23 protein-coding genes are annotated in these 23,311 nt (G+C 41.5%); 20 read left to right on the top strand and 3 right to left on the bottom strand.

Features of this window, described 5'->3' with window-relative positions; translation table 11 throughout:
* Positions 1-73: 73 nt before the first annotated feature.
* From E6139_RS09325 to E6139_RS09380, 12 genes are all read left to right on the top strand, one after another.
* Positions 74-1,180, top strand: coding sequence for a hypothetical protein (locus E6139_RS09325; RefSeq protein ID WP_316402792.1), 1,107 nt, complete (start codon positions 74-76; stop codon positions 1,178-1,180).
* A 117-nt stretch (positions 1,181-1,297) separates the two neighbouring features.
* On the top strand, positions 1,298-2,092 hold the full coding sequence (locus E6139_RS09330; RefSeq protein ID WP_316402793.1) for a helix-turn-helix domain-containing protein: 795 nt from the start codon (positions 1,298-1,300) through the stop codon (positions 2,090-2,092).
* A 338-nt stretch (positions 2,093-2,430) separates the two neighbouring features.
* Positions 2,431-5,436: a 5'-nucleotidase C-terminal domain-containing protein gene (locus E6139_RS09335; protein ID WP_316402854.1), complete on the top strand. Its 3,006-nt coding sequence runs from the start codon at positions 2,431-2,433 to the stop codon at positions 5,434-5,436.
* A gap of 130 nt (positions 5,437-5,566) precedes the next feature.
* Positions 5,567-6,772, top strand: a complete 1,206-nt coding sequence (locus E6139_RS09340) for an MFS transporter (protein ID WP_316402794.1) — start codon at positions 5,567-5,569, stop codon at positions 6,770-6,772.
* Positions 6,773-6,899: 127 nt separating this feature from the next.
* Entirely contained in the window at positions 6,900-8,546 is a 1,647-nt protein-coding gene (locus tag E6139_RS09345; RefSeq protein WP_316402795.1) for a hypothetical protein, read from the top strand.
* 60 nt (positions 8,547-8,606) lie between these two features.
* A complete protein-coding gene (locus tag E6139_RS09350; protein WP_316402796.1) occupies positions 8,607-8,873 on the top strand; it encodes an rRNA processing protein in 267 nt (88 codons plus the stop codon).
* 14 nt (positions 8,874-8,887) lie between these two features.
* The gene (locus E6139_RS09355) at positions 8,888-9,964 is read left to right on the top strand and encodes a hypothetical protein (RefSeq protein WP_316402797.1); all 1,077 of its coding nucleotides are present in this window, start codon (positions 8,888-8,890) and stop codon (positions 9,962-9,964) included.
* Positions 9,965-10,178: 214 nt separating this feature from the next.
* Positions 10,179-10,937 (top strand): MurR/RpiR family transcriptional regulator, encoded by a 759-nt coding sequence (locus E6139_RS09360; protein ID WP_316402798.1) that lies wholly within the window; start codon positions 10,179-10,181, stop codon positions 10,935-10,937.
* Between the two features lie 583 nt (positions 10,938-11,520).
* A complete protein-coding gene (locus E6139_RS09365) occupies positions 11,521-12,876 on the top strand; it encodes a PTS sugar transporter subunit IIC (RefSeq protein WP_316402799.1) in 1,356 nt (451 codons plus the stop codon).
* Between the two features lie 16 nt (positions 12,877-12,892).
* Positions 12,893-14,323 (top strand): 6-phospho-beta-glucosidase, encoded by a 1,431-nt coding sequence (locus E6139_RS09370; protein ID WP_316402800.1) that lies wholly within the window; start codon positions 12,893-12,895, stop codon positions 14,321-14,323.
* A 31-nt stretch (positions 14,324-14,354) separates the two neighbouring features.
* Positions 14,355-14,675: a PTS sugar transporter subunit IIB gene (locus E6139_RS09375; protein WP_316402801.1), complete on the top strand. Its 321-nt coding sequence runs from the start codon at positions 14,355-14,357 to the stop codon at positions 14,673-14,675.
* A 32-nt stretch (positions 14,676-14,707) separates the two neighbouring features.
* Complete coding sequence (locus E6139_RS09380; RefSeq protein WP_316402802.1) at positions 14,708-15,022, top strand: PTS lactose/cellobiose transporter subunit IIA; 315 nt, start codon at positions 14,708-14,710, stop codon at positions 15,020-15,022.
* Positions 15,023-15,234: 212 nt separating this feature from the next.
* Here E6139_RS09380 and E6139_RS09385 read toward each other — a convergent pair whose 3' ends face one another.
* From E6139_RS09385 to E6139_RS09395, 3 genes are read right to left on the bottom strand one after another with little or no spacing between them, the layout of a single operon-like run.
* Positions 15,235-15,441 (bottom strand): hypothetical protein, encoded by a 207-nt coding sequence (locus E6139_RS09385; RefSeq protein ID WP_316402803.1) that lies wholly within the window; start codon positions 15,439-15,441, stop codon positions 15,235-15,237.
* 44 nt (positions 15,442-15,485) lie between these two features.
* Positions 15,486-15,800 carry a DsrE family protein gene (locus tag E6139_RS09390; protein ID WP_316402804.1) on the bottom strand — a complete coding sequence of 105 codons (315 nt, stop codon included), beginning with the start codon at positions 15,798-15,800 and terminating at the stop codon, positions 15,486-15,488.
* Between the two features lie 9 nt (positions 15,801-15,809).
* Entirely contained in the window at positions 15,810-16,070 is a 261-nt protein-coding gene (locus E6139_RS09395) for a metal-sensitive transcriptional regulator (protein ID WP_316402805.1), read from the bottom strand.
* Positions 16,071-16,251: 181 nt separating this feature from the next.
* Between E6139_RS09395 and E6139_RS09400 the strand changes: the two genes are divergently transcribed.
* The 8 genes from E6139_RS09400 (at position 16,252) to E6139_RS09435 (ending at position 23,295) form a co-directional block, all read left to right on the top strand.
* Positions 16,252-16,563, top strand: coding sequence for a rhodanese-like domain-containing protein (locus tag E6139_RS09400; protein ID WP_316402806.1), 312 nt, complete (start codon positions 16,252-16,254; stop codon positions 16,561-16,563).
* Position 16,564: 1 nt separating this feature from the next.
* Complete coding sequence (locus E6139_RS09405) at positions 16,565-18,214, top strand: FAD-dependent oxidoreductase (RefSeq protein WP_316402807.1); 1,650 nt, start codon at positions 16,565-16,567, stop codon at positions 18,212-18,214.
* Positions 18,207-18,506 (top strand): rhodanese-like domain-containing protein, encoded by a 300-nt coding sequence (locus E6139_RS09410; RefSeq protein ID WP_316402808.1) that lies wholly within the window; start codon positions 18,207-18,209, stop codon positions 18,504-18,506. Before E6139_RS09405 ends, E6139_RS09410 begins: the two co-directional genes overlap by 8 nt.
* A gap of 190 nt (positions 18,507-18,696) precedes the next feature.
* On the top strand, positions 18,697-19,374 hold the full coding sequence (gene deoC, locus E6139_RS09415) for a deoxyribose-phosphate aldolase (protein ID WP_316402809.1): 678 nt from the start codon (positions 18,697-18,699) through the stop codon (positions 19,372-19,374).
* A 4-nt stretch (positions 19,375-19,378) separates the two neighbouring features.
* Positions 19,379-19,825, top strand: coding sequence for a PTS sugar transporter subunit IIA (locus E6139_RS09420; protein ID WP_316402810.1), 447 nt, complete (start codon positions 19,379-19,381; stop codon positions 19,823-19,825).
* Positions 19,826-19,840: 15 nt separating this feature from the next.
* On the top strand, positions 19,841-21,217 hold the full coding sequence (locus tag E6139_RS09425; RefSeq protein ID WP_316402811.1) for a fructose-specific PTS transporter subunit EIIC: 1,377 nt from the start codon (positions 19,841-19,843) through the stop codon (positions 21,215-21,217).
* Between the two features lie 8 nt (positions 21,218-21,225).
* On the top strand, positions 21,226-22,248 hold the full coding sequence (locus E6139_RS09430; protein ID WP_316402812.1) for a Gfo/Idh/MocA family oxidoreductase: 1,023 nt from the start codon (positions 21,226-21,228) through the stop codon (positions 22,246-22,248).
* Complete coding sequence (locus E6139_RS09435; protein WP_316402813.1) at positions 22,249-23,295, top strand: alcohol dehydrogenase catalytic domain-containing protein; 1,047 nt, start codon at positions 22,249-22,251, stop codon at positions 23,293-23,295.
* Positions 23,296-23,311: the final 16 nt, after the last annotated feature.

A 23,311-nucleotide genomic window follows, 5' to 3' on the forward strand; every position in this document is an offset into this window, starting at 1 on the left:
CTACTTCTTGCTTTTGCAAGATTAGCAGAATGATATACGGCATGAGAATCAGACGAAGGAAAGAGGAGAAAAAATGACTGCACAACAAAAGAAGAATGGTTGGTTTTTTAACAAGAACATCATTGATGAGATCAATTCTGTTCCAGAAGAAGAGGTGATGCTCGCGGAGCAGCCACCTGTAAAGCCAGTAGACAAACCTGTCGCAGTTGAGAACAACGAGGTGGCAGAATTAAAACGTCAATTAGCTGAGAAAGAGGACCAGCTGGAGCAGACACGCACAGAGAATGTCCTTGAAAAGCAGCGTTTAACCAAAGAAAATGAAAAATACAAACAAGCGCTTCTGCGTACTGGAGAGGAAAAGGCGGAGAATCGCCGACACATTCAGGAATTAGAAACTGAGGTTCGAAGAAGTCGTCAAGAAATCCAACGTCTACAAGACAACAAAGAGACCGGTTATTTGAAAGAGCAATTGGATCAAGCCGAAGAAGAGGTCGCCTCGTTAAAAGACGCGTTGAAAAATTATGAAGTATTGGAAAACGACCTGAAGGAAGCCAAACAGCAGGTGCGTGAACTGACAATGAATCAAAAAGAGGAGGAGCTTCAGCAGAACGAAGAACTCCAAAAATATGAACGTCAGATGAATCGCCTAATGAATGATCTACAGGAAAAAGAAGAACTAGTGGTACAGCTGGATCAATTAATAGAGGAAAAGGATCGGGCAATCCAAGAAAAAGAAGAGCTTGTCCAGCAATTGATTGAAGGTCAAAAGCATCAAAATTCTGTCGTAGAGAGTGAAGTTATCTCTGATTTACAGCACCAGCTAACGATGATGCAAAAAGAGAACGAGCAGTTGAAGCAAGAAGCCGTTCAATCTCAACACGAAATCGGAGAAGTCTTGATCTCAGCTCGCCGACAAGCCAATCGAATGGTGGAAAAAGCGAAATTAGATGCGCAACGCATCGTCAAGGATTCAGAAGCCGAGCTGCAAACAATCCATGATCGGGCCAAAGAAATTTCTTGCGAAGTCGATGAATCACGCCAGACGATCCTAAGCATTTATGAAGAACTGAAAAGCCGTGTGGATCAATTGGCACAGAGCAATGTCCCCGATTTAGAAGAAATCAAGGGACGATATGAATATCCGAAAGTTTCTGTGATCTCTCGCAAAGAGCTTCAATAATCAATAGAGAGCAATGTAAAGAGCTTGTCACTTCATTGTTCTTCTTCATGCACATAGTGATTCACTAAATAGGATGAATCATTATTAGTAGGTTTTAAACAAAAAGGGGAGATTATCATGAATCAAGTCTTGATTCTGACTAAGAATATATTAGCCGAACAGGAAATCCAGCAGAAGCTGCAGGCTTTAAACTATGAAGTGTATTGTTCAGCCAAGGTGCTAGAAAGTTGTGTCCGAGGATCAGATTCTTCAGAGCTCTTCAACCATTTTCAGTTCATTATTTTGAGTGAAACGATTTGCGAATCCGAAGTAATGGAAATCATTCAGCTCATCGGCGATCATTCTATCCGAATTATTCGTAAGGTCGAAGAAAAAGTGACCGAAATGGATCATCAGTATTTAGAAGAGGAGGTCCTGCACGCGATCATCTCAAATGAAGATTCCGTGGATGAGCTGCGGGAATGCTTGTACGCATTGAAAAAAAATCAAGAATCAAAAGGACACACCTATGAAACTAAAAAATACGTTCAATTATCTGATAAAGTTTCGTTGATCAAGCCAAATGTGTCGCAAAATAATACTGCTTCGCCTGAAGATAATTATCAGTTTTTAGAGGTATTGCATCATTTGTCTCAGACAGAAACAAAAATTTTATTCATTTTAGTTCAAGCGGGCAATAAAGTAGTGACTCGAGAAGCAATTTGCCACCTAATTTGGAATGAGGATGTCAATAAATCTCATTTGGCTTCGTTATCCAGTACAATTACTCGTATCAAGACGAAGTTTGAACAAACCAATTTAACACATAAAGCCATTCAAACTTTGTGGGGAAAAGGGTATCGCATTAATCCTGAGCTGCTAGATCGCATAAGAAAAAATGAAATGCTCAATACAGTAGTTTCGAATGGGTAGGATAAGGTACTTGTTTCTGCAAAATGCTCTAACTATAGATGCATAGTAGTTTCCTAAGATAAGTAATAATGAAATCATAATACTCTCAAGAAATAGAATCAGGACTGGCAGAAAGCTCCTGATTCTATTTTTTGTTGTATCAAGACTTAAGGTGAATACTGTCGAATCTTTTTATTAACAACGAAGAAATAACGTTGAATTTAATTTTGGCAAAAATATTTATGAGAAATGGCGAAAAATAAAAAGAAAATACGAAAAAAGTTTGAATATTCCGTGAATAATTGCTACTATCTTCTTTGAAAGCGTTTAATTCAAAGGAGATGAAATTTTTGAAAAAAATGGGTTTGATTAGAAGTACAGTAACATTATTCACCGTATTGGGTCTTACTTTACCCGCTGGATTAGCGACAGCAGAGACCATTAACAGTGAAGCGATCAGTAATCAAGTTAGCAGTGTTAGCAGTACATCAGCTAGTGAAACGAGCGGTGTAGTAAGCGATCAGACAACAGAAACAACCTCATCTGAGGCGACAGTTGAGAGTAGTGTTGTTGAAAAGAAAGAACCGAAAAGTTCATCCATTGTTCCTATCCAAATGTTGGGAATCAATGACTTTCATGGCGCATTGAGTACGACGGGCAGTTACTATGATGCCGCTGGGAATAAGACTTCGAATGCAGGAACCGCAGCATTATTAGCCGGATATTTTAATCAAGCCGAGGCTTCATTCAAACAACAGAACACTGAAGGTAAAACGATTCGGGTTCAATCAGGCGATATGGTCGGCGCAAGTCCAGCCAATTCAGGTCTATTGCAGGATCAGCCAACGATGCGTATTTTAAATCAAATGAACTTTGCGGTTGGTACGTTGGGGAACCATGAATTTGACGAAGGGTTAGGCGAGTTCAATCGCATTCTAACCGGAGCGAAACCAGGTGCGGATTCTGGTTTCTTGCCAATCGTGACTGAATATAATAATGCTATTCCTCAAGACGAGCTAAAGGGTGGATTTGATTTAGTTATCGCTAATGTTCATGAGAAGGGGACTGACAATATTCCTTATGGTTGGAAGCCTTACACAATAGAAAATGTGGGAACTGCTGCTGAGCCAATTAACATCGGCGTAATTGGAGTTGTTACTACAGAAATTCCGAATCTTGTACTAGCTGAACATCATAAAGATTATGAGTTCTCAGATCCGGCAACAGAGATAGCTAAATACTCTAAGGAACTTGTCGAGAACGAAAAGGTCAATGCTATTGTCGTTCTTGGACATACACCTTCTGTACAGGGAAATGGTGACAGTGCAACTGGTGAGTCAGCTGATATTATGAATAAAGTTAACGAAATTTATCCAGACAATAGTGTGGATGCTTTCTTTGCGGGACACAACCACGTGTACACGAATGGTGTAGTTGGAAATACTCGGATTGTACAATCGACATCGCAAGGTAAGGGCTATGTTGATCTGCAAGGGGAATATGATACAACGACAAAGGATTTTGTTTCAACACCAAAAGCAACAGTCGCTCCAGTAGATCCAAATGGCGGTGTTACCAAGGATACTGCTATAGAAGCAATCGTTACAGATGCTGATGCTCGAGTGGCACAAGTTACAGAAGAAAAAATCGGAACAGCCGATAAAGCGGAGGATATTTCGCGAACAGTTAATGAAATGGGTGAGTCGCCTGTAGGGAATCTTGTAACAGATGCCCAGGTCTATATGGCGAATAAAAATGGTGTTCCTGTTGATTTTGCGATGACCAATAATGGTGGGATTCGCGATGACCTGAAGGTGAAGTCTGATGCCTCGATTACTTGGGGAGCGGCGCAAGCTGTACAGCCGTTTGGTAATATCATGCAGATCGTGGAGATGACTGGACAACAAATCGAGAATGTTTTGAATCAGCAAACGTTCAAATTTGATCCAAATGATGGTAGAGGTAGTGGATATTTCCTTCAAGTTTCCGGATTGAAGTATACAGTCATTGAAAATCCAGATAAAGCTGACACGGAACATCAATACGTTGTTAATGAAATGAAAAAAGCTGATGGCACACCGATAGAAGCAGATGAGACGTATAAGCTGATCATCAATGATTTCTTGTATGGTGGCGGTGATGGCTTCTCTGAATTTACCAAAGCAACGCTTACAGGTGCCTTGGATCCTGATACAGAGACATTTATCGGTTATATTAAGGATTTAGAAACGAAGAGTGAAAAAGTTTCGGCAAAAATCGAAGGTCGCAAAACATTAGCAGCGACTGATCCAGCAAAAGAAGAGACTGAGAAAATTAAAGCAGAGACAAAACTGGATAAATACCGTGAAGGTGACAAGAACATTACCGGAAAAACAATTCCTAATGGCACGATAACAATTACTCCAGCTAAAGCCCGGGCCGTAGCTCAAGGAAAAGCTGATAAAGATGGAAACATCAATATTGCCGTTGATCAGCTAGGCCTAAAAGAAGGTCAAGTGGCGACTGTGTCCATTGAAGGTGAAAACGGCGGAAAAGCAGAATTTTCAGTGACTGTCTTACCAATGGAAACAACCAGTACAACAACAGAACCAACTACCTCGATTGATCCAATAGACGCAGAAGCAAAACGAATCAAAGAAGAAACCGAAGTAGATGATCTTTATGAGGGCGATCAGTTTCTGACTGGAAAAACCATTCCGAATGCGACGGTTGAGGTTGCTGTTGAGGAAACCGCTACTGACGAAAAAGTTGAAACGAACTCAACAGGAGAACCGAAAAAATCTGGTGCAGATGGTGAATTCAAGATCGATATCCAATCTTTAAATTTACGTGAGGGTGATACAGTTCACCTAATCATTACTGGGGAAAACGGCGGCCGTGGAGAATTCATAGTAGATGTTTTGGGCAATGCAGCGCTAAAAGAAACAGATTTGATTAAAAAGGAAACAAAAATCGATAATCTTTACCAAGGTGACCCAGCCTTAACTGGGAAGACGATTGCAAATGCAACGATTGATGTTTCCGTTACTGATAGTGGAAAATTTGCATTAGGTAAATCTGATGAAAAAGGTAACATCAATGTTGATGTTAAAGAATTGAACTTGATTAAAGATCAAAAAGTGATTATTACGATCACTGGATCGAATGGTGGGCGAGCTGCATTTTCGTTGACTGTTCTGAAGCATGAGATTGTATCGGGGAATAACGACGGACTTACTGGTGGTAATTCGACCGATCAAAACTGGATAGATCAGGTATGGAATAAGGTCTATCCGAATACAGGTGAAGGACAACAACCAATCTTCGTACTTCTAGGTGTGGTTGCTTTAGGAGCCAGTGGGTTGCTTTATTTTAAGAGAAGATAAATAATGTATGATCATATAGTCAAGTCCAATTATGGGCTTGGCTATTTTGTTACAGAAATCCATGATTTTCTTCTGATTTCAACTTTTTTATCAGGTATAATGAGTGAACAATACATCTTTTGGAGGGGCTATGGAGAAGACGAATCAGATCAAATTGAATCTACAATATATCAGTATGCAGGTTCCTTACTGGATGGGCTACTCGGTGCTGGGAACCTTCACTTCGGTTTTCTTATTGTCTCGTGACTTTACGAATGGTCAGATTGGGACGGTTTTATCGCTAGCAAATTTATTCGCTACGATAGCCCAACCTTTCTTAGCATCATTTGCTGATCGGATGACACGGATTCGACTGTCTCAGTTGGCAGCGGGGATGGCTTTGCTGCTGGTCTTATTCTCGGGGATATTGCTTGTACTGCCAAAAGCGTTCTTAATCATCGCGTTGATCTATATCCTGCTCTATAGCAGTTTGGTGCTCTTGCAGCCGCTGACGATTGCGATTGGAACCTTTTTTATCAGCCGCGGCTATGCCCTGAATTTTGGGGTAGCGCGTGGAATGGGCTCATTGGCTTTTGCAGTAGCGGCCTCAATGACGGGCGTCCTGATTGAACGGTTTTCTGCGACGATCATTTTGTATCTCTTGATTGGCTTTTTTCTTTTGTTTGCACTTGTAACTTTATCCATTGATACCCGTAAGGATGGCGGAAAATATTCAGAATCGATCGTACCGGAGCATCTTCAAGAGGTTCACACGGGAGAGCCGATCGGGCTGGTGGAATTTGCTAAAAAATATAAAAGGTTTATGTTTTTACTCGTGGGCGTGTCCTTCTTGTTTGTTTTCCATACGATCACGAATAGCTACATGTACCAGATTATGCAGCCATTAGGCGGAACAGAAGCGAATGTGGGTTCTTCCTTGTCTGTCGCGGCGTTGAGTGAGCTGCCGACGATGTTTTTCTTTTCATTCTTGCTGCGGCGTTTTAAGATTCATTCATTGATGCGTTTTGCGGCAGTCTTCTTTTCAGTCAAAGCACTGCTGGTTTTATTTGCCGGAAATATCTTTTTGATCAATGCGGGGCAAAGTCTGCAAATGCTGGGATTTGCGATGCACACGATGGCTTCTGTTTACTATACGAATCAAATCATTCCCCAGAAGGATCTGGTCAAAGGGCAGACCTTGATGGCGACCGCGAATTCGATCGGTGGAATCATCGGCGCCTTTGCCGGTGGACACATACTGAGTATGTTCTCTGTTTCAGCGATGCTTTTAATCGGAACGATTATTTCGCTAGCAGGGACGTTGATCGTTTTGCTGTCAGTGGAAAAAACGGAATAATTTATGCGTCTATTCCTAGTTAGGGAATAGGCGTTTTATTTCGTTTTCTTTAAAAAAAGCGATAGAGTGGAGCTTGTAGTAACCGATGAAGGATGTCAGTTCAATAGTACGAATAAGGAGGTCGTTTATGAAACGCTATCGCTACTATCTGATCATTTTTTTGATCGCCGGACTCTTTGTTCTTCCACAACTATGGACGCAAAAAATGATTTTAGGCGCGGATGCGCTGTTTCACTACAATCGTTTTTATGAGACGGCAGAGCAGATCAGAACGGGAAATTTCAGCTACTTTATTTCGCTCTTCGGTTTCCAGCAATCTGGACGGATCGTGAATGCGGTGTATGGGCCGTTGTTTTCCTATATTCAAGGTGGCCTGGTTTTACTGGCGGGCACGTGGTTTCGTTATCAGGTGTTATCGAATTTCCTAGTTTATTTATTAGCCGGTTGCTCGCTGTTCAAATTACTGACCTATGACAAGGTTAAAGAAAGCACAGCTTTGTTTACGGCAATTATTTTTATGACTACCTATAGTGTTAATTATTGGGTCTTGAATCAAGGCTTCACCAGCTGGGGCACAAGTTTGTTACCTCTGTGCTTGATTCCGCTGGTGGATCTGAAAAATCAGCATTTTCCGATTGTCAAAGTTGCTTTAAGTATGGCGCTGATGACGCAGGTTCACACGTTGACGGCAATGATGCTGGGGTTGATTTATTTTCCCTTTTTTGTTGTCTATGCACGAAAACGCTGGGGTGTGGCACTCATTGAGCTAGCCAAAACAATCGGCTTATATGCGTGTTTGTCAATCAATGTGTGGATCAGCTTATTCTTGATCAACACGGGAGATCAATTAAAAATGCCCTTTACCAATCCGCAAATGAGTGAAAAGGCGATCGATTTGGGCGGAGCCTACTGGCTGCATTATCCTAGGATTTTACGTTTGTTGCTGATCGTGGGCTTTCTTTTGTGTTTGATCAACTGGCACAAGGTTCAGCGATTTACGAAGCAATTATTGATTTTTAGTGGCATCTTCTTTTTCCTTTCAACCAGTCTGATTCCGTGGGATTGGTTCGTTGCCCATCAGGTGCCCTTGGTTTCGTTGATCCAGTTTCCGTTTCGTTTCTTTGCACCATTTACCGTGTTGTTTCTATTCTTTCTGGCTTCGTTAATCAATGATTTAGCTGAGAAAAAAGCGGTATATGCTCTGCTGCTGATGACTATAATCACAGTCGGGCAAAATTTACAGGTTATGACCCATGATTTGAATCAATGGGATCAACGTTCCTTAGTAAGTAAGCATACATTTGTGCGTACTTCCGAAAAAGCAGCACGGCAAAGCTTTTATGACTCTGATCTGGAAAAGGCTTTGAAGGCTGTAGAAAAATCCAGTCCAGATTATTTACCGATCTATCATGACGATGCGAAAAATAAATATGTCAGTTATGAGAAGCAAATTCTCGCAAACCAAACGAATTTCGCAAGAACTGTTAAAAACAATCAATTAGAGCTTACGTGGAATGCAAAAAAAGCGGGGACTGTCCAGCTGCCTGTGATCGTCTATCAGAACACAAAAATAGTAGAAAATAATCGAGAAGTCACACCCTCTGCGCTATCGAATATCGGTGTACCGACTGTTAAACAAAAAAGTGGAAAAAATACGGTGCGTGTTCATTATGATCCGCCGAATTATATCGTAGCCGTTTTCGTTCTCTGTGCTTTAAGCTGGCTTACGACATTCTTATGGTGTCTTTATCATTTTTTCACTAAGTTAGGATAACTTTGGCTTTCTGAGAAGCTATCAGGTAAAATACAAAAATAGAAACGGGGATGAAGCACAATGACAAACTATAATAATGAAAAGGATCGTCGCTTGCGCGGCTCCATGGCACCAAAAACGGAAGACGATGTGGCTCTCGCAGGAACAAACTCTAGTGAGACGGAAGATAAATCAGAAGCGTTAGCCGGCAGTAATTCGGGCGAACCCAAAGAAGTTGCCCGCTCTGGCTCAAACGCGGTAGAGGAAGAAGAACCGCATTCATCATTGAAGGATGGAGCGAAAAAAATCATCAAAGAGATCGAAGACAAGATTGATCCGAAGAAATAACGAGTGAAAAGTACATGGATAATTATTTAGAGATTTATGAGCATTGGTATCCACGAAGTTATGGCTTGGATGATTATCCGACAGAATGTCATGTGACCTATTCGGGAGCAGAACGGAAGGCATTATTTGAACAATTGACCGAACCGCAGCAAGCCTTAGTCAATCAGCAAAGAAAGTATGAAGTTCGTTCACTGTTTTTGCAAAAGCAGTACTTAGAGACTTCTGACTGGGAATTTGTCGCGTTGAATATCGATGACGAATACGAACGGGGTGTTCACAGCGAGTTGAAATGTGCGTGTGGGCGCCCGCTAAAATATCAGTTTGTAATCGAGTCTAAAATCAAGCGACAGGAAATTCGCTTGGGCATCCAGCATTTCAAGGATCATTTGGGCATCTCGCAGCAGGTGGCTGAAGAAATCAAAAAAGGCGTCGCTCATGTGGATTTGGCTTTGGATGAGCTGCTGTGGTTGACGGAGAGGGGAATCTCATTTCCAGAGGACCTGTGGCATCGCTATGTTTTTGCGTATTATCGCAACAATACTCTGCGCCGTCCACTTTCCTTGAACCAAAAGCTAGCAGAACGGGTTGTTCGTTTTCGTGAAGCTGAGATGCCGCTGTTTATCGGTGATTATCTAAGTGTCGTGACGGAGATCAATCAAGTGGATCGAGCAGTTTTTGATCGGCAGGAGAAGAATTTTTTAGCGGATAAAACAGTTTTCGAAGCGTATTTAGATGATTTTCAGCAGGACATCCAAGCGCCGGTTTATTTGGAACGAAAGTTTTGGGGCCGAAAGCTGACGGATTTTATTCAATTAGAACGTTACGGGACTGAAACCTATGAAGAGGCCAAGGTGCGATACTTCGACGACTTGTTATCGTTCCTATTGGTGTTGAAGGATAAAAATCAAGCGGTACGAAAAATTCGCAGCTTTGAACTTTTCCATGAGAAAAAATATGGCAATGCAGAATTGATCGCCTTCATTATTGAAAAATACCAGCACTACCAATTTACACAGAATTTTTTCTTAGCGGTTCCGAAAGTTTATCGTGTCGGTATCCGCAAAGCAATCCAACGCAAACAGAAGAAATAAGGGGCTGCTTCCATTTTAGTATGGAACTAGACTCTTATTTATTTGTATGGAAGGGATTTTTTATTCATGATTTGGCTACCTTTTTGACAGCGAATAATTGTTACGAAGAATACTTTAATAAATAACGAAAAAAATACTCAATAAACTGTGTGATTTATATTTTTTATGGGATAATGGAAATGTAAAAAACAATAATTTTAGGAGCTGAAAGCCGATGTTTGATTCGCAAAAGGTGAAGGATTTAAATGAGTTGGAGTTGATCGTCTATACCTTTATTGTTGAAAACATGGAGCATGTAGGTGGAATGACAATCCGTGATCTTTCTGACAGCTGCCATGTGTCGACCTCGACTATTTTGCGCTGTTTAACTAAGCTCGGCTATTCTGGCTATACGGAATTCAAATACGCGTTGAAGGAGAATCTTTCACGACAAGGTCAATCCTTTGAAGCTTTTTATGACGCGAATGTCCACGTTGATGCCTTTTTAAAAAAAGTAAATAACGAAAGCTATCATACGGTGCTAGATCCGGCGATTGATATGATCGTTGGCAGCAAACACCTTGTTTTTTCAGGAATAGGAACAAGTGGTACCTTGGGAACTTACGGGGCGCGCTATTTTTCAAACATGCTATTTAACGCTTATGCCATTACCGATCCCTTTGTTCCGGCTCCAACGAGAGGATTAGAAACAACTTTATTAATCGCTTTGTCAGTCTCAGGTGAAACAACTGAGATTATCAAGCAAATCGAAAATTTCAAACGCTACGGAGCCAAAATTTTGAGCATCACGAATGATCAGCACTCGACAATCGCACAAATGGCTGATTTTAATATCTCTTATTATATGCCAGAGATAACAGGTCCTGATCCAGCAGAAGAATTCATAAACCTTACGACACAAGTTCCAGTCATCGCACTTTTAGAAATCTTAGCGCAACAATCCTATCAGCGAGAAAACAATGCTAAAGACTGATTACAACAGCCTTTAGCATATTTTTTTTGCGAGTTACGCTTTTCGCAGTTTATTAGAGAGTGAGTATTTATTAGATCTTTTACTGCATAAAGAACGGACCATTTAGTGGAATCGTATGCGTACGAAAATAAGCTCATTTTTCTGGGCTTTGAAAAATGAATACATCTGAAATGAGCTAGGTGCGAGTTACGCTTTTCGCAGTTTATTAGAGACTGAGTATTTATTAAATCTTTTACTACATAAAGAACGGACCATTTAGCGGAATCGTATGCGTACGAAAATAAGCTCATTTTTCTGGGCTTTGAAAAATGAATACCTCTGAAATGAGCTAGCTGCCAATTACGTGTTACATCTGTTTTATAGTCCATTAGCACAATATATTGTGGTTAATAAAGGAATTAATCGTTCAGAATAGCAAATCAAGCTTAAAAAAGGACCATTTTGTTTTTTTGTTTGGAACATGTTTCTGACTGTTCCAGAAGTATTCCAATCGATGAGATCATCGCTTATGATAAAACTGTAAACGGATACAACAACGCGAATGGCCATCGCAGTAAAAATTATTATTAAGGAGAATCAATTTATGAATAACTTTATTAACGAGAAATTATTGCCGCCGATTTTAAAATTTGTAAATACTAAAGCTATAACTGCTCTTCGTAACGGGATGTTATACACCATGCCATTTACAATTGTCGGCTCGGTCTTCTTACTATTAGCGAATTTTCCAATACCAGCCGTTTCTGAATGGGTTGCGAGCAGTGGGTTAGATTTTTATTTTAACGAAGCATTCGGTGCATCATTTGCTATTATGTCAATTTTTGCTGTAATGGGTATTGCAAATTCTTATGTAAAAGAAGAAGGTTTCGAAGGGTTACCCGCAGGAATGATAGCGGTTGTAGTCTTTCTACTAACAATGAAATCTAGTGCGACAAACGCAGAAACGAATACTATCGTAACCAATGTCATTGATAAAACTTGGACAGGTGGACAAGGAATGATCAGTGCGATCTTAGTCGGATTATTTGTCGGCTGGGCGTACTCTTGGTTCTTGAAACGTGATATCCGCATCAAATTACCTGAACAAGTACCCGCAAACGTAGCAAACTCATTTACTGCATTGATTCCAGCGGCAGTAATCACAACCGTAGCGTTAGTTGTCTATGTAGTCTTTGATAAATTCCTTAATACAACAGTGGTTGAATCAATCTATAAAGTTATTCAAAGTCCGATGCAAGGGGTTACAGATACTTTTGGCGGAGCAATGATGTTAGGCTTCTTGGTTCCATTCTTATGGTTCTTCGGGGTTCACGGTTCTACCTTAGTCGGCGGGATCATGGGTCCGATCTTGACTGCAAACTCATTGGAAAACACAGCAATCTTAAAAGCTGGTAAAGAGTTGACGGTTGCTAATGGGGGACACATTGTTACTCAACAATTCTTGGATCAATTCATGACAGTAACAGGTGCCGGGATGACGATCGGGATCGTGATGTACATGGTTATGTTCGCTCGTTCTGCTCAGTTCAAGCAATTAGGACGCTTAGCACTGCTACCAGCATTCTTTAATATCAACGAGCCAATTTTATTCGCAACACCAGTAGTAATGAATCCGATCATGGCGCTACCATTCATTTTAACACCAATGGTTTCTGGCGTGATTACGTACTTCTCACTGTATTCAGGACTAGTACCATTATTCACGGCTGTACAAGTACCTTGGACAACACCACCAATTATCTCTGGATTCTTAGTGGGTGGCTGGAGAACAGCGGTCTTGCAGGCGGTCGTATTAGCAGTCGGATTCTTCATCTATCTGCCATTCGTTCGTAAAGTGGATTCATTGAACTACTTGCAAGAACAAGGCGAAAGCATGGAAGAAATTGAAAAAGATTTAGCAAACGAAAATAAAAAAGCCGAAGGAAGCGCAACGGTTTAATTAAAGAGGTAAACAAATGAGTATTTTTAAAGAAAACTTTTTATGGGGCGGCGCTGTTGCCGCCCATCAACTAGAGGGCGGTTGGCAAGACGGTGGAAAAGGTGTCAGTGTTGCTGATGTAATGACTGTCGGTGCTCATGGCGTCCCACGTCGAATTACCAACGGAGTTTTAGAGGGCGAAAATTATCCGAATCATGAAGCGATTGATTTTTATGGACGCTACAAAGAAGATGTGAAACTATTCGCAGAACTTGGATTGAAATGCTTCCGTACTTCAATTGCATGGACACGTATCTTTCCTAATGGAGATGAGACGGAACCAAATGAAGCAGGACTGCAATTCTATGATGATCTGTTTGATGAATGTCTAAAATATGGGATTGAGCCTGTTATTACCTTGTCCCATTTTGAAATGCCTTATCATTTAGTCACCGAGTATGGTGGTTGGAAGAATCGCAAAATGATTGATTTCTTCGTTCGTTTTGCTGAAGCATGTTTCACTCGCTACAAAGACAAAGTTAAATATTGGATGACCTTCAATGAAATCAACAACCAAGCCAACTATAAAGAAGATTTTGCGCCATTTACCAATTCTGGTTTGAAATTTGAAGCTGGTGATGATCGTGAGAAAATCATGTATCAAGCGGCACATTATGAATTAGTTGCTAGTGCACAGGCTATCGAAATCGGTCATAAAATCAATCCTGATTTTGAGATTGGCTGTATGATCGCGATGGTTCCAATCTATCCGTATTCTTGCAGTCCGTCAGATATGATGGCAGCCACCGTGGCGATGCAACGTCGCTATTGGTTCACGGATGTCCATTGCAAAGGTCGCTACCCAAGCTATATGAAAGCCTATTTTGATCGTAAGCAGTTCAATCTGGATATCACTGCTGAAGATGAAGTGCAATTAACGAAAGGAACCGTTGATTATATCGGTTTCAGCTACTACATGTCCTTTGCAGTGAAGGATCATGATAAAGGACCAGCGTTTGATTATGATGAAGCGAACGATTTAGTGGAAAACCCATATGTTAAAGCTTCTGATTGGGGTTGGCAGATCGATCCAACAGGCTTGCGCTATGCTATGAACTGGTTCAATGATCGCTATGAATTACCATTGTTCATCGTAGAAAATGGTTTCGGTGCCATTGATGAGATCGACGCTGACGGCGAGATCCATGATGAATACCGCATCGATTACTTGCGGGAACACATCGAGGCGATGCAGGAAGCGGTAATCTATGACGGCATTGATCTAATGGGCTATACGCCATGGGGCTTTATCGATTTAGTTTCTGCTGGAACAGGGGAAATGAAAAAACGTTATGGCTTCATCTATGTCGATAAAGACAATGAAGGTGCGGGTACATTGGATCGCAGCAAGAAGGATTCCTTCTATTGGTTCCAAAAAGTGATCGCAAGCAACGGAGATAAGTTATAGATACTTCATTTGAAATAGGAGGCAAAATGGAATGAGTGAAAAAACAATTATGTTAGTTTGTAACGCTGGGATGAGTACCAGTATGTTAGTCACAAAAATGCAAAAAGCGGCCGAAACACAAGGGCTTGATGTAGAGATCTTTGCGACCGCCGCCGCAGATGCGACCAATAAACTAGAACAAAAAGAAATCAATACCGTTCTATTAGGACCGCAAGTCCGCTTTATGCAAAAGCAATTTGAAGAAAAATTAGCACCGTTGGGGATTCCTGTTGATGTGATTGACATGACCGATTACGGCATGATGAATGGTGAAAAAGTTCTTGGTCAAGCGGTAGCAATGATCAACGGCTAGTTATCAGGGATAAAAAATGAAGGAGACTTTACATGCAAGAAGAAAATTTAGAAGCAGTCATGGGACTGATTATTCATGGCGGAAATGCGAAAAGCAATGCCATGGAAGCTATTCAAGAAGCAAAAAGCGGCGACTTTCAGCTAGCCGATGAAAAAATCAAGGAAGCTGAAGAATCATTAGTCGAAGCGCACCATTCGCAAACAGGACTGCTAACCAAAGAAGCACAAGGTGAGCACCTTAATTTGAATTTACTGACTGTTCATAGTCAAGATCATCTGATGACTTCGATTGCTTTTACCGACTTAGCAAAAGAAATTATCGACGTTTATCGTAAAATGAGTGCATAAGAACTCCCCATCCATGATTCTCCTAAATCATGGATGGGGAGCTCTTCTTTGTCAGTTTTTCTTCCTGCTTTCAGCAGGTTAGAAAAATGATATGCGTACGAAAATAGAATCCTTTTTCCGTTCTTTGGAAAAATGAATTCATCTACAATGAGCTAGCTGTCAGTTATCACTTGCAATGAATCAACAGCTAGTAATGATTCACCTTCAACCAATCACATCTGTCGGATAAATCCGATTTTCTCCTGAATTGAATCGATCTCTTCTTCAATGGCATCAAGAAATTCAGCGATTTCTTGTTTTTCTTCTTCCGAGCAAATATCCATCGCGTTGATTTTTTCAAAGTGCTCTTGAATTGTTTTCAGATTAATTAGACTGCCTGTGACATGCATTTTTTTGTTGATGTTTTCAATAGTGTTCAAAACCCTACTCCCTTCCCCGAGTAGCATCCTGCGTGAATAGTTAATTATGGTTTGATATAGGCATAGCCCTGTGCTTGTAATTCAATCAAATCTAAAACTCCAGCAGGGACGACAACGACATCCTCTGGTAACTGCTCTTTCGTGATATTATTTGCTCGCATCGCATTATTGCAGGCGTGAAATGTTACTCCCTCTGTAGCGATAAATGCTTGATTTTCGGCGGCAAGATATCCTTTAATAGCTTTACCGTTAATTAAAACAATAATAGCTATTTTTTCTGGCTCTTTCAACAAGTTTTTAACATTATTAGCAGTTTCAGTCCATTTTTCTAATTCGTCGATATGGAAAACAACTTTCATTATTACACCTTATTTCTTAATAATCATATTTATAGCTTGTTCTAACTTTTGTGATTGTTCCTCTGGATTGCTATCGGGATTTTCAAAACAATTCTTCAAATTCTCAGCCATAATCATTCCCATAACTCGATCAATACTAGATCGGACCGCACTTAATTGGGTGATGATATCAATACATTCCTTTTCCTCGTCGATCATCTTTTGAACACCACGAATCTGTCCTTCTGTTCTTTTCAACCGATTAAGGATTTTCTTTTCTTCCAGTTCCATCTAGCTACACTTCCTTTAATAAATTAACTTACCAAGAATATACCTAGTGAGGGTATGTTTCGTCAAGTGGATCGCTTTTATCGATAATTTTTGCCAAACAGAATGGTTGACAGGTTTCATTTCGCTATGGTAAAAATACCCTATGAGGTATATTGGAATGAGAACATAAGGAGACCGAGAAATGTTTAGTTTATTTAAAAAAAATTCGACTATTTCTACAAATGAATTAGCTGATAAGCTTGGAAAATCAATCACTTTACTAGATGTTCGTACACCACAGGAATACCGTGGAGGGCATATTACAAAAGCGGTGAATGTACCCTTAGACAAAATCGATCGCTATCAAGGAAAAGAAAAAGAAGTGTATGTGATCTGTCAATCAGGGATGCGGAGCAAACAGGCTGTAAAGATTTTGAAGCAAAAAGGGTATGAAGCAACGAACGTTCAAGGCGGCATGAATCGCTGGAACGGTCCGATTCGAGGAGGAAAATAACATGAAAATTATTATTGTAGGTGGTGTCGCTGGTGGAATGTCTGCCGCTACACGTCTGCGCCGATTAATGGAAGATGCAGAGATTATTGTTCTAGAGAAGGGCCCTTTCGTTTCGTTTGCTAATTGCGGCTTGCCTTACTACGTTTCCGGTGAAATTGCTGATCGGGAGGCGCTTTTGGTTCAAACACCAGAGTCGCTACAAGCACGTTTCAATTTAGATGTTCGACCTTTCCATGAAGTGACGAATATCCATCCGGCAAAGAAAACTGTGACAATCAAAAATAAACAGGGAAGCTTTGAAGAAAACTACGACAAATTGATTTTATCACCAGGTGCAAAACCATTGATTCCAGAGATGGCAGGATTAGCTGAAGCGACGAATGTGTATAGTTTACGCAATGTGCCAGATTTAGATCAAATCATGGAGGCTTTAAAACATGAGCCAAAGAAGGCTACAGTAATCGGTGCGGGCTTTATTGGCTTGGAAATGGCAGAAAATTTGAAAGCACGGGGCTTAGATGTGACAGTGATCGAAAAAGCCCCCCATGTCTTACCGCCGTTAGATGAAGAGATGGCTGCTTTTGTCCAAAAGGAACTGATTGCTAATGGTGTTCGAGTGATCACTGGTGAGTCAGCTGAAAGCTTCAGTGAACAAGGGAGAAAAATCACCCTAACCAATGGGGAAGAAGTGGCCTCTGACCTGACAATTCTTTCTGTTGGTGTTCGTCCAGAGAACGCGCTTGCTGAAGAGGCGGGAATAGAAACAGGCTTGGGCGGAGGAATACTTGTTGATGAAAAATATCAAACGAGTGCCGCTGATATTTTTGCAGTCGGCGATGCGATCGTTGTGAAACAGCAGGTCAGTGGGGAAGACGCATTGATTTCGTTAGCTTCTCCAGCGAATCGCCAGGGTCGTCAAGTGGCTGATGTGATCGCAGGATTGAAACGGACCAATCGCGGAAGCATCGGAACAGCAATCGTACGGGTCTTTAATCTTGCTGCCGCATCGACCGGTCTAAGTGAACGTGTGGTCAAACAATTGGGACTGGACTATCAAGTAGTGCATGTTTCTGGAAAAGATCATGCCGGTTATTATCCTGGTGCGAGCGACTTAACATTGAAACTAGTGTTTGATCCAAATACTGGGAAAATCTATGGTGCCCAAGGCGTCGGCGGGAACAGTGTCGATAAGCGGATCGATATCTTGGCGACAGCAATCAAAGGCGGATTAACAATTTTTGATCTGCCGGAATTAGAATTTACGTATGCTCCGCCATTTGGTTCGGCCAAAGATCCGGTCAATATGCTGGGATACGCGGCAATTAATCTGTCTGAGGGAATCAGTGATTCGATCCAATGGCATCAATTAAAGGAAGAGCAGAAAAATGGCAGTCAATTATTAGATGTACGTAATCCCGAAGAATTAGCAAATGGTCGTTTCCCTGACGCTATCAATATTCCTCTGAACCAGTTAAGAGATCGACTTTCAGAATTGGATCCAGCAAAGAATTACATTGTTAGCTGTCACAGCGGTTTGAGAAGCTATGTTGCGGAGCGGCTGCTAAAACAAAAGGGCTTCACCGTTAAAAACTTAGATGGCGCCTTTGCTTTGTATAAAACGGTGAGACCGGAGGAATTAATCTATGAGTAAATCAATCAACATGAATGATTTTTATCATCTGACCAAACAAAAAGAAATAAAAATCATCGATGTTCGTGAAGCCTATGAGTATCAAGCTGGGCATGTTCCGAATGCGAAAAACTTGCCTTTGAGCAGTTTAGGAACATATAGGATTGATCTTAATCCGGAAGAAGAATACTACCTGATCTGCCAATCTGGTGCTCGTTCTGAAAATGCCTGTGCCTTTTTGAGCGGGCAAGGATATAATGTGGTCAATGTTTTAGGTGGAACCTCTGCTTGGCCTGACAAATTGACTCAATAATTTTCATTTGCTTTTAAAATGTTAATAGGAGAAACACCAGTTTATTCAGGTAAACTGGTGTTTTTTTACTTATCATCAAAACTAAAGGTATCATATTTGCTTTTATTTCAAAAAAACATTTTCAAGTATTGACAAAATGAAAGTAAATGATAATATAAGGGTGTAAATAAAAATAAAAAGGAGCAAGCGAATGATCGAGTTAAAAAAATTAGCAAATATGGTGGATCACACATTATTGAAGGCAGATGCAACGAAAGAGGGGTTCGAGCAGCTCTGCAAAGAAGCAGATGAATATGGGTTCAAAATGGTAGCGATCAATTCTTATCCAGTAGCGATGTGCCGGGATTTCTTGAAGGATAGCGAAGTTCACGTGGGAGCAGCGATCGGATTTCCGTTAGGGCAAACGACCATTGAAACGAAGGTATTTGAAGTACAGGATGCAATCAAAAATGGGGCAGATGAAATTGATTACGTGATCAATATCGGCAAATTGAAGGATGGCGACAGCGACTATATTCGTGAGGAAATGAAAGCAATTGTGAATGCTTCTCGTGAAGGCGGAATTATTAGTAAAGTCATTTTAGAAAATTGCTATTTAACGGATGCGGAAAAGGTCACTGTGTGTGAGATTGCCAAGGAAGTGAAACCCGATTTTGTAAAAACATCAACTGGATTTGGTACAGGCGGGGCTACTTTGGAAGATGTTGCATTGATGAAAAAAGTCGTAGGCGCTGATGTAAAAGTGAAAGCAGCCGGAGGTATTCGTGATTTAGACACAGCTTTGAAGATGGTGGAAGCAGGGGCGGAACGTTTAGGAACCAGTTCGGGAATCAAAATTGTCGAAGAATACAAGAAACAAGAGGGGTAAAACAATGACAGAAATTCGCGATGTATTGAAACCAGCCTTTATCAATTTTAATTTAACAGCAACAGAGAAACAGGCGGCGATCAGTGAACTAGCGAACACCTTCGTAGATGAAGGTGTTGTTACAAATGATAGCGTTTACTTGGGTGCTGTGCTGAAACGAGAGGAAGAAAGCACTACCGGGATCGGCTTTGGGGTCGCGATTCCGCATGGAAAAAGTGCGGCAGTGACCGAACCATCATTAGCTTTTGGGCGTAGTCAAGCAGGAATCCAGTATGATTCGATGGATGGCAAACCGGTTCATTTGATGTTCTTGATCGCGGTACCGGAAACGTCAAACGATGAACACTTGAGAATTCTAAGCAAATTGTCGCGGAAGCTAATGCATGATGATGTCCGTCAAAAGCTGATGACTTGTACTGCTGCAGAAGAAATCTATCAGATTTTTGAATAGGAAAGGGTGAAGAAAATGAAAATAGTGGGTATTACATCGTGTTCGACGGGGATCGCGCACACTTATATGGCGGCGGAAAACTTAGAGATCGCAGCGAAAAAACGCAATATCGAAATCAAGGTGGAAACACAAGGCTCAATCGGTGCTGAAAATGTCTTGACCGAGCAGGAGATTGCTGATGCAGATGCCGTGATTATCGCTGCTAGTACTTCGGTGAATAAGGATCGTTTTAATGGCAAACGTTTGTTGGAAGTGGATGTCACCGAGGCGATCGATCATCCAGATGATTTATTTGATCGTGCACCAAATGCAGCGATCTACAAAACTTCAGCAGATGTAAAATCAGAAGCAAAAGCGGAAAAGAGCGGTATTTATAGTCACTTGATGACGGGTGTTTCCTACATGATTCCTTTCGTTGTAGCAGGCGGCATTTGTATCGCGCTAGCCTTTGCATTTGGCGGAATCAACGCCAAGGGGGAGCTTGCTTCGGCAATAAATGAATTAGGCGGGATCGCGATGGGCTTGATGTGGCCGATCCTAGGTGGATATGTAGCCTTTTCGATCGCGGATCGACCAGGGCTTGTACCAGGGATGGTCGCAGGGATGATCGCTTCTTCAATGAATGCCGGATTTCTGGGTGCATTGTTAGGTGGTTTCTTAGCCGGTTATACTGTTCACTTTTTGAAGAAGGTTCTAAAATTACCGCCAGCATTTTCAGGTCTATTGCCAGTCTTGATCCTTCCAGTCGTATCCGTCTTATTCGTTGGACTTGTGATGAAATTTATTGTCGGGATTCCGATTACAGCATTGAATGAAGGAATTACCAACTGGTTGAATAGTTTATCAGGCATGAATTCTGTGTTGTTAGGATTGCTCTTGGGCGGGATGATGGCGATCGATTTAGCCGGCCCGATTGGCAAGGCAGCCTATTTCTTCGGTGTTGCATCGTTGACTAACTTAGGTGCCGGAGAAACAAGCATGGTCATGGCAGCAGTCATGGTTTCTGGGATGGTACCACCGTTAGCAATGGCCCTATCTTCAACGGTTTTAGGTAAAAACCTATACAGCAAGGAAGAACGGGAAGCAGGGAAATCAGCCTGGGTACTAGGATTATCCTTCATTTCTGAAGGGGCGATTCCTTTCGCGGCAGCAGATCCGATTCGTGTATTAGCGTCAGTAACAGTTGGCTCGGCGATCACAGGAGCTTTATCAATGATTTTCAAGTGTGGAATTGCGGTTCCTCATGGCGGCTTCTTTGTCTTCTTGATCCCAGGAGCAGTGGAAAATGTGCTGCTTTACGTGCTTGCCCTAGCAATCGGAACAGCAGTCAGTGGATTTTTGGTAACAGCAGTAAAAGTAATGTCGCAGAAAAAACAAGCGGCTAAGGAGTAATGATCGGCATGACAGATTTAATTAACGTTTGTTTGATAGGCACTGGCAGAGCGGGAATGATCCATGGTAAAAACTTTGCTCGTAGGATTGAAAATGCCAAATTAATCGCTTTGTGCGATCCGTCAAAAGAAAGTTTAGCAGCAGCCCAAAAAGAAGTGGATTGCCAATATATCTATGAGGATTACCATGAAGTCATGGAGAATCCCGAGATCGACGCAGTCGTAATCGTCACTCCGACGGTCTATCATAAAGAAATCGCGTTAGCGGCAACTGCGGCAAAAAAACACATTCTATGTGAGAAGCCACTAGCGATGGACGAGGCGGAATGTCTTGAAATGATCCAGGCGGCAGAGAAGAATCAAGTGAAGCTGCAGGTCGGATTTATGCGCCGCTTTGACGCTAGCTTTCAAGAAGCGAAAAAAATCGTGGAATCAGGAGCAATTGGTGATGTGGTGCTAGTAAAATCGCTGACCCACGGACCAAGTGAACCAAAGCCGTGGATGTTTGATATTCATAAAAGTAATGGACCAATCGGCGAGGTGAACAGTCATGATCTAGATACTTTACGTTGGTTAACTGGTAGTGAAGTGAGCAGCATTTATGCCAATGGCGGTAATTATCGTTCACCTGAAGTCAGAGAGGAGTTTCCTGATTATTACGATACTGTAGCGATGAATCTGCGGTTTGCAGACGGAAAATTAGGTCTGATTGACGGTGCTCAGTATGTTCAATACGGTTATGATGCACGTACGGAGATTCTTGGGACCAAAGGCAGTATCTTGGTTGGGGATCAAGGAAAGCATAATATTGTGGTTGCTACGAGTGATCAAAAACTGATCCAACCAACGATGCATAGCTGGATGTATTTATTCAGAGAAGCCTATGTGGCTGAGGATCAAGCGTTTGTTGATTGTATCTTGAAGGATACGGAACCTCAGTGTACGGGGAAAGATGGCTTGATGTCGGTTCGCTTAGTCAACGCGGGCTTGACCTCGCTGCTGGAAAATAGAATTGTTGAGGTGGAGGTATAAATGAAAGCAATCCAATTATTAGGAAAAGAAAAGATCCAATTAAGTGATTTGCCTAAACCAGAGATATCTGAAAAGGAAGTATTGATCAAAGTTAAAGCCGCTTCAATCTGCGGGACCGATGTTCGGATGTATAAAAATGGTTATCCGACAGCAAGTGAAGAGACGCCATTGACTTTAGGTCATGAGATTTCTGGTGATATTGTTGAGGTCGGAGCAGCCGTTAATTTCTACAAGGCAGGAATGCGGGTGGCGATCGCGCCAAATATGGGCTGCGGTATCTGTGATCAATGTGTCAGCGGAAATACCCATTTATGTGAAAGCTATGAAGCGTTTGGCATCAACTTACCAGGAGGATTCGCCGAATATCTGGTCATTCCAGAAAAAGCCGTGCGCCAAGGAAATATCTCGTTAATTCCGGATAAATTGTCCTATGAAGAAGCCGCTTTGATCGAACCTTTCAGCTGTGTATTCAATGGACAAGAAATTGCTGGAAATAACCCTGGAGATAATGTCTTGATTATCGGATCAGGTCCGATCGGAATCATGCATGCGATGCTGGCTCGAGCTAGAGGTGCCGGGAAGGTCATGATGAATGATCTGTCGGAAGCTCGTTTAGCAGATGCTAAGAAAATGATCCCAGATTTGATTACCTTAACTTCTGAAAACTTGAAGGACAAAATCTTTGCGGAAACAAATAATCAAGGAGTGGATCTATGCATTATCGCGGCACCAGCTCCGCAGGCGCAGGAAGCCAGCTTTAATTATATGGCGATGAATGGTCGCTGCCTCTTCTTCGGCGGATTGCCAAAAGAAAAAGAAGAAGTTCGTTTGAATACGAATATTCTTCATTATAAACAATTACGTGTGTTTGGCTGTACTCGGGCCAGCCTAATGGGCTATCGGACATCAGCACAGCTGGTTGCCAGCGGAAGGATCCCATTGCAGGACTTGATTACGAAGCGTTATTCGATCGATCAATTTGATGAAGCGCTGGAAAATGCTAAAAACGCCATTGGGCTGAAGAACGTGATTGTCTTCAAAGAATAATTTTAGTTTAATTGCT

Source organism: Enterococcus sp. (assembly GCF_032555305.1).
Taxonomy (GTDB): domain Bacteria; phylum Bacillota; class Bacilli; order Lactobacillales; family Enterococcaceae; genus Enterococcus_A.

What these genes read in the sequence shown, in the direction of transcription:
- E6139_RS09330 (WP_316402793.1), top strand. Translation starts at nt 1,298, where the DNA reads ATGAATCAAGTCTTGATTCTGACTAAGAATATATTAGCCGAACAGGAA.
- E6139_RS09345 (WP_316402795.1), top strand. Translation starts at nt 6,900, where the DNA reads ATGAAACGCTATCGCTACTATCTGATCATTTTTTTGATCGCCGGACTC.
- E6139_RS09420 (WP_316402810.1), top strand. Translation starts at nt 19,379, where the DNA reads ATGACAGAAATTCGCGATGTATTGAAACCAGCCTTTATCAATTTTAAT.
- E6139_RS09435 (WP_316402813.1), top strand. Translation starts at nt 22,249, where the DNA reads ATGAAAGCAATCCAATTATTAGGAAAAGAAAAGATCCAATTAAGTGAT.
- E6139_RS09410 (WP_316402808.1), top strand. Translation starts at nt 18,207, where the DNA reads ATGAGTAAATCAATCAACATGAATGATTTTTATCATCTGACCAAACAA.
- E6139_RS09350 (WP_316402796.1), top strand. Translation starts at nt 8,607, where the DNA reads ATGACAAACTATAATAATGAAAAGGATCGTCGCTTGCGCGGCTCCATG.
- E6139_RS09425 (WP_316402811.1), top strand. Translation starts at nt 19,841, where the DNA reads ATGAAAATAGTGGGTATTACATCGTGTTCGACGGGGATCGCGCACACT.
- E6139_RS09360 (WP_316402798.1), top strand. Translation starts at nt 10,179, where the DNA reads ATGTTTGATTCGCAAAAGGTGAAGGATTTAAATGAGTTGGAGTTGATC.
- E6139_RS09390 (WP_316402804.1), bottom strand. Translation starts at nt 15,800, where the DNA reads ATGAAAGTTGTTTTCCATATCGACGAATTAGAAAAATGGACTGAAACT.
- E6139_RS09335 (WP_316402854.1), top strand. Translation starts at nt 2,431, where the DNA reads ATGGGTTTGATTAGAAGTACAGTAACATTATTCACCGTATTGGGTCTT.
- E6139_RS09405 (WP_316402807.1), top strand. Translation starts at nt 16,565, where the DNA reads ATGAAAATTATTATTGTAGGTGGTGTCGCTGGTGGAATGTCTGCCGCT.
- E6139_RS09325 (WP_316402792.1), top strand. Translation starts at nt 74, where the DNA reads ATGACTGCACAACAAAAGAAGAATGGTTGGTTTTTTAACAAGAACATC.
- E6139_RS09355 (WP_316402797.1), top strand. Translation starts at nt 8,888, where the DNA reads ATGGATAATTATTTAGAGATTTATGAGCATTGGTATCCACGAAGTTAT.
- deoC (WP_316402809.1), top strand. Translation starts at nt 18,697, where the DNA reads ATGATCGAGTTAAAAAAATTAGCAAATATGGTGGATCACACATTATTG.
- E6139_RS09430 (WP_316402812.1), top strand. Translation starts at nt 21,226, where the DNA reads ATGACAGATTTAATTAACGTTTGTTTGATAGGCACTGGCAGAGCGGGA.
- E6139_RS09375 (WP_316402801.1), top strand. Translation starts at nt 14,355, where the DNA reads ATGAGTGAAAAAACAATTATGTTAGTTTGTAACGCTGGGATGAGTACC.
- E6139_RS09395 (WP_316402805.1), bottom strand. Translation starts at nt 16,070, where the DNA reads ATGGAACTGGAAGAAAAGAAAATCCTTAATCGGTTGAAAAGAACAGAA.
- E6139_RS09380 (WP_316402802.1), top strand. Translation starts at nt 14,708, where the DNA reads ATGCAAGAAGAAAATTTAGAAGCAGTCATGGGACTGATTATTCATGGC.
- E6139_RS09400 (WP_316402806.1), top strand. Translation starts at nt 16,252, where the DNA reads ATGTTTAGTTTATTTAAAAAAAATTCGACTATTTCTACAAATGAATTA.
- E6139_RS09370 (WP_316402800.1), top strand. Translation starts at nt 12,893, where the DNA reads ATGAGTATTTTTAAAGAAAACTTTTTATGGGGCGGCGCTGTTGCCGCC.
- E6139_RS09365 (WP_316402799.1), top strand. Translation starts at nt 11,521, where the DNA reads ATGAATAACTTTATTAACGAGAAATTATTGCCGCCGATTTTAAAATTT.
- E6139_RS09340 (WP_316402794.1), top strand. Translation starts at nt 5,567, where the DNA reads ATGGAGAAGACGAATCAGATCAAATTGAATCTACAATATATCAGTATG.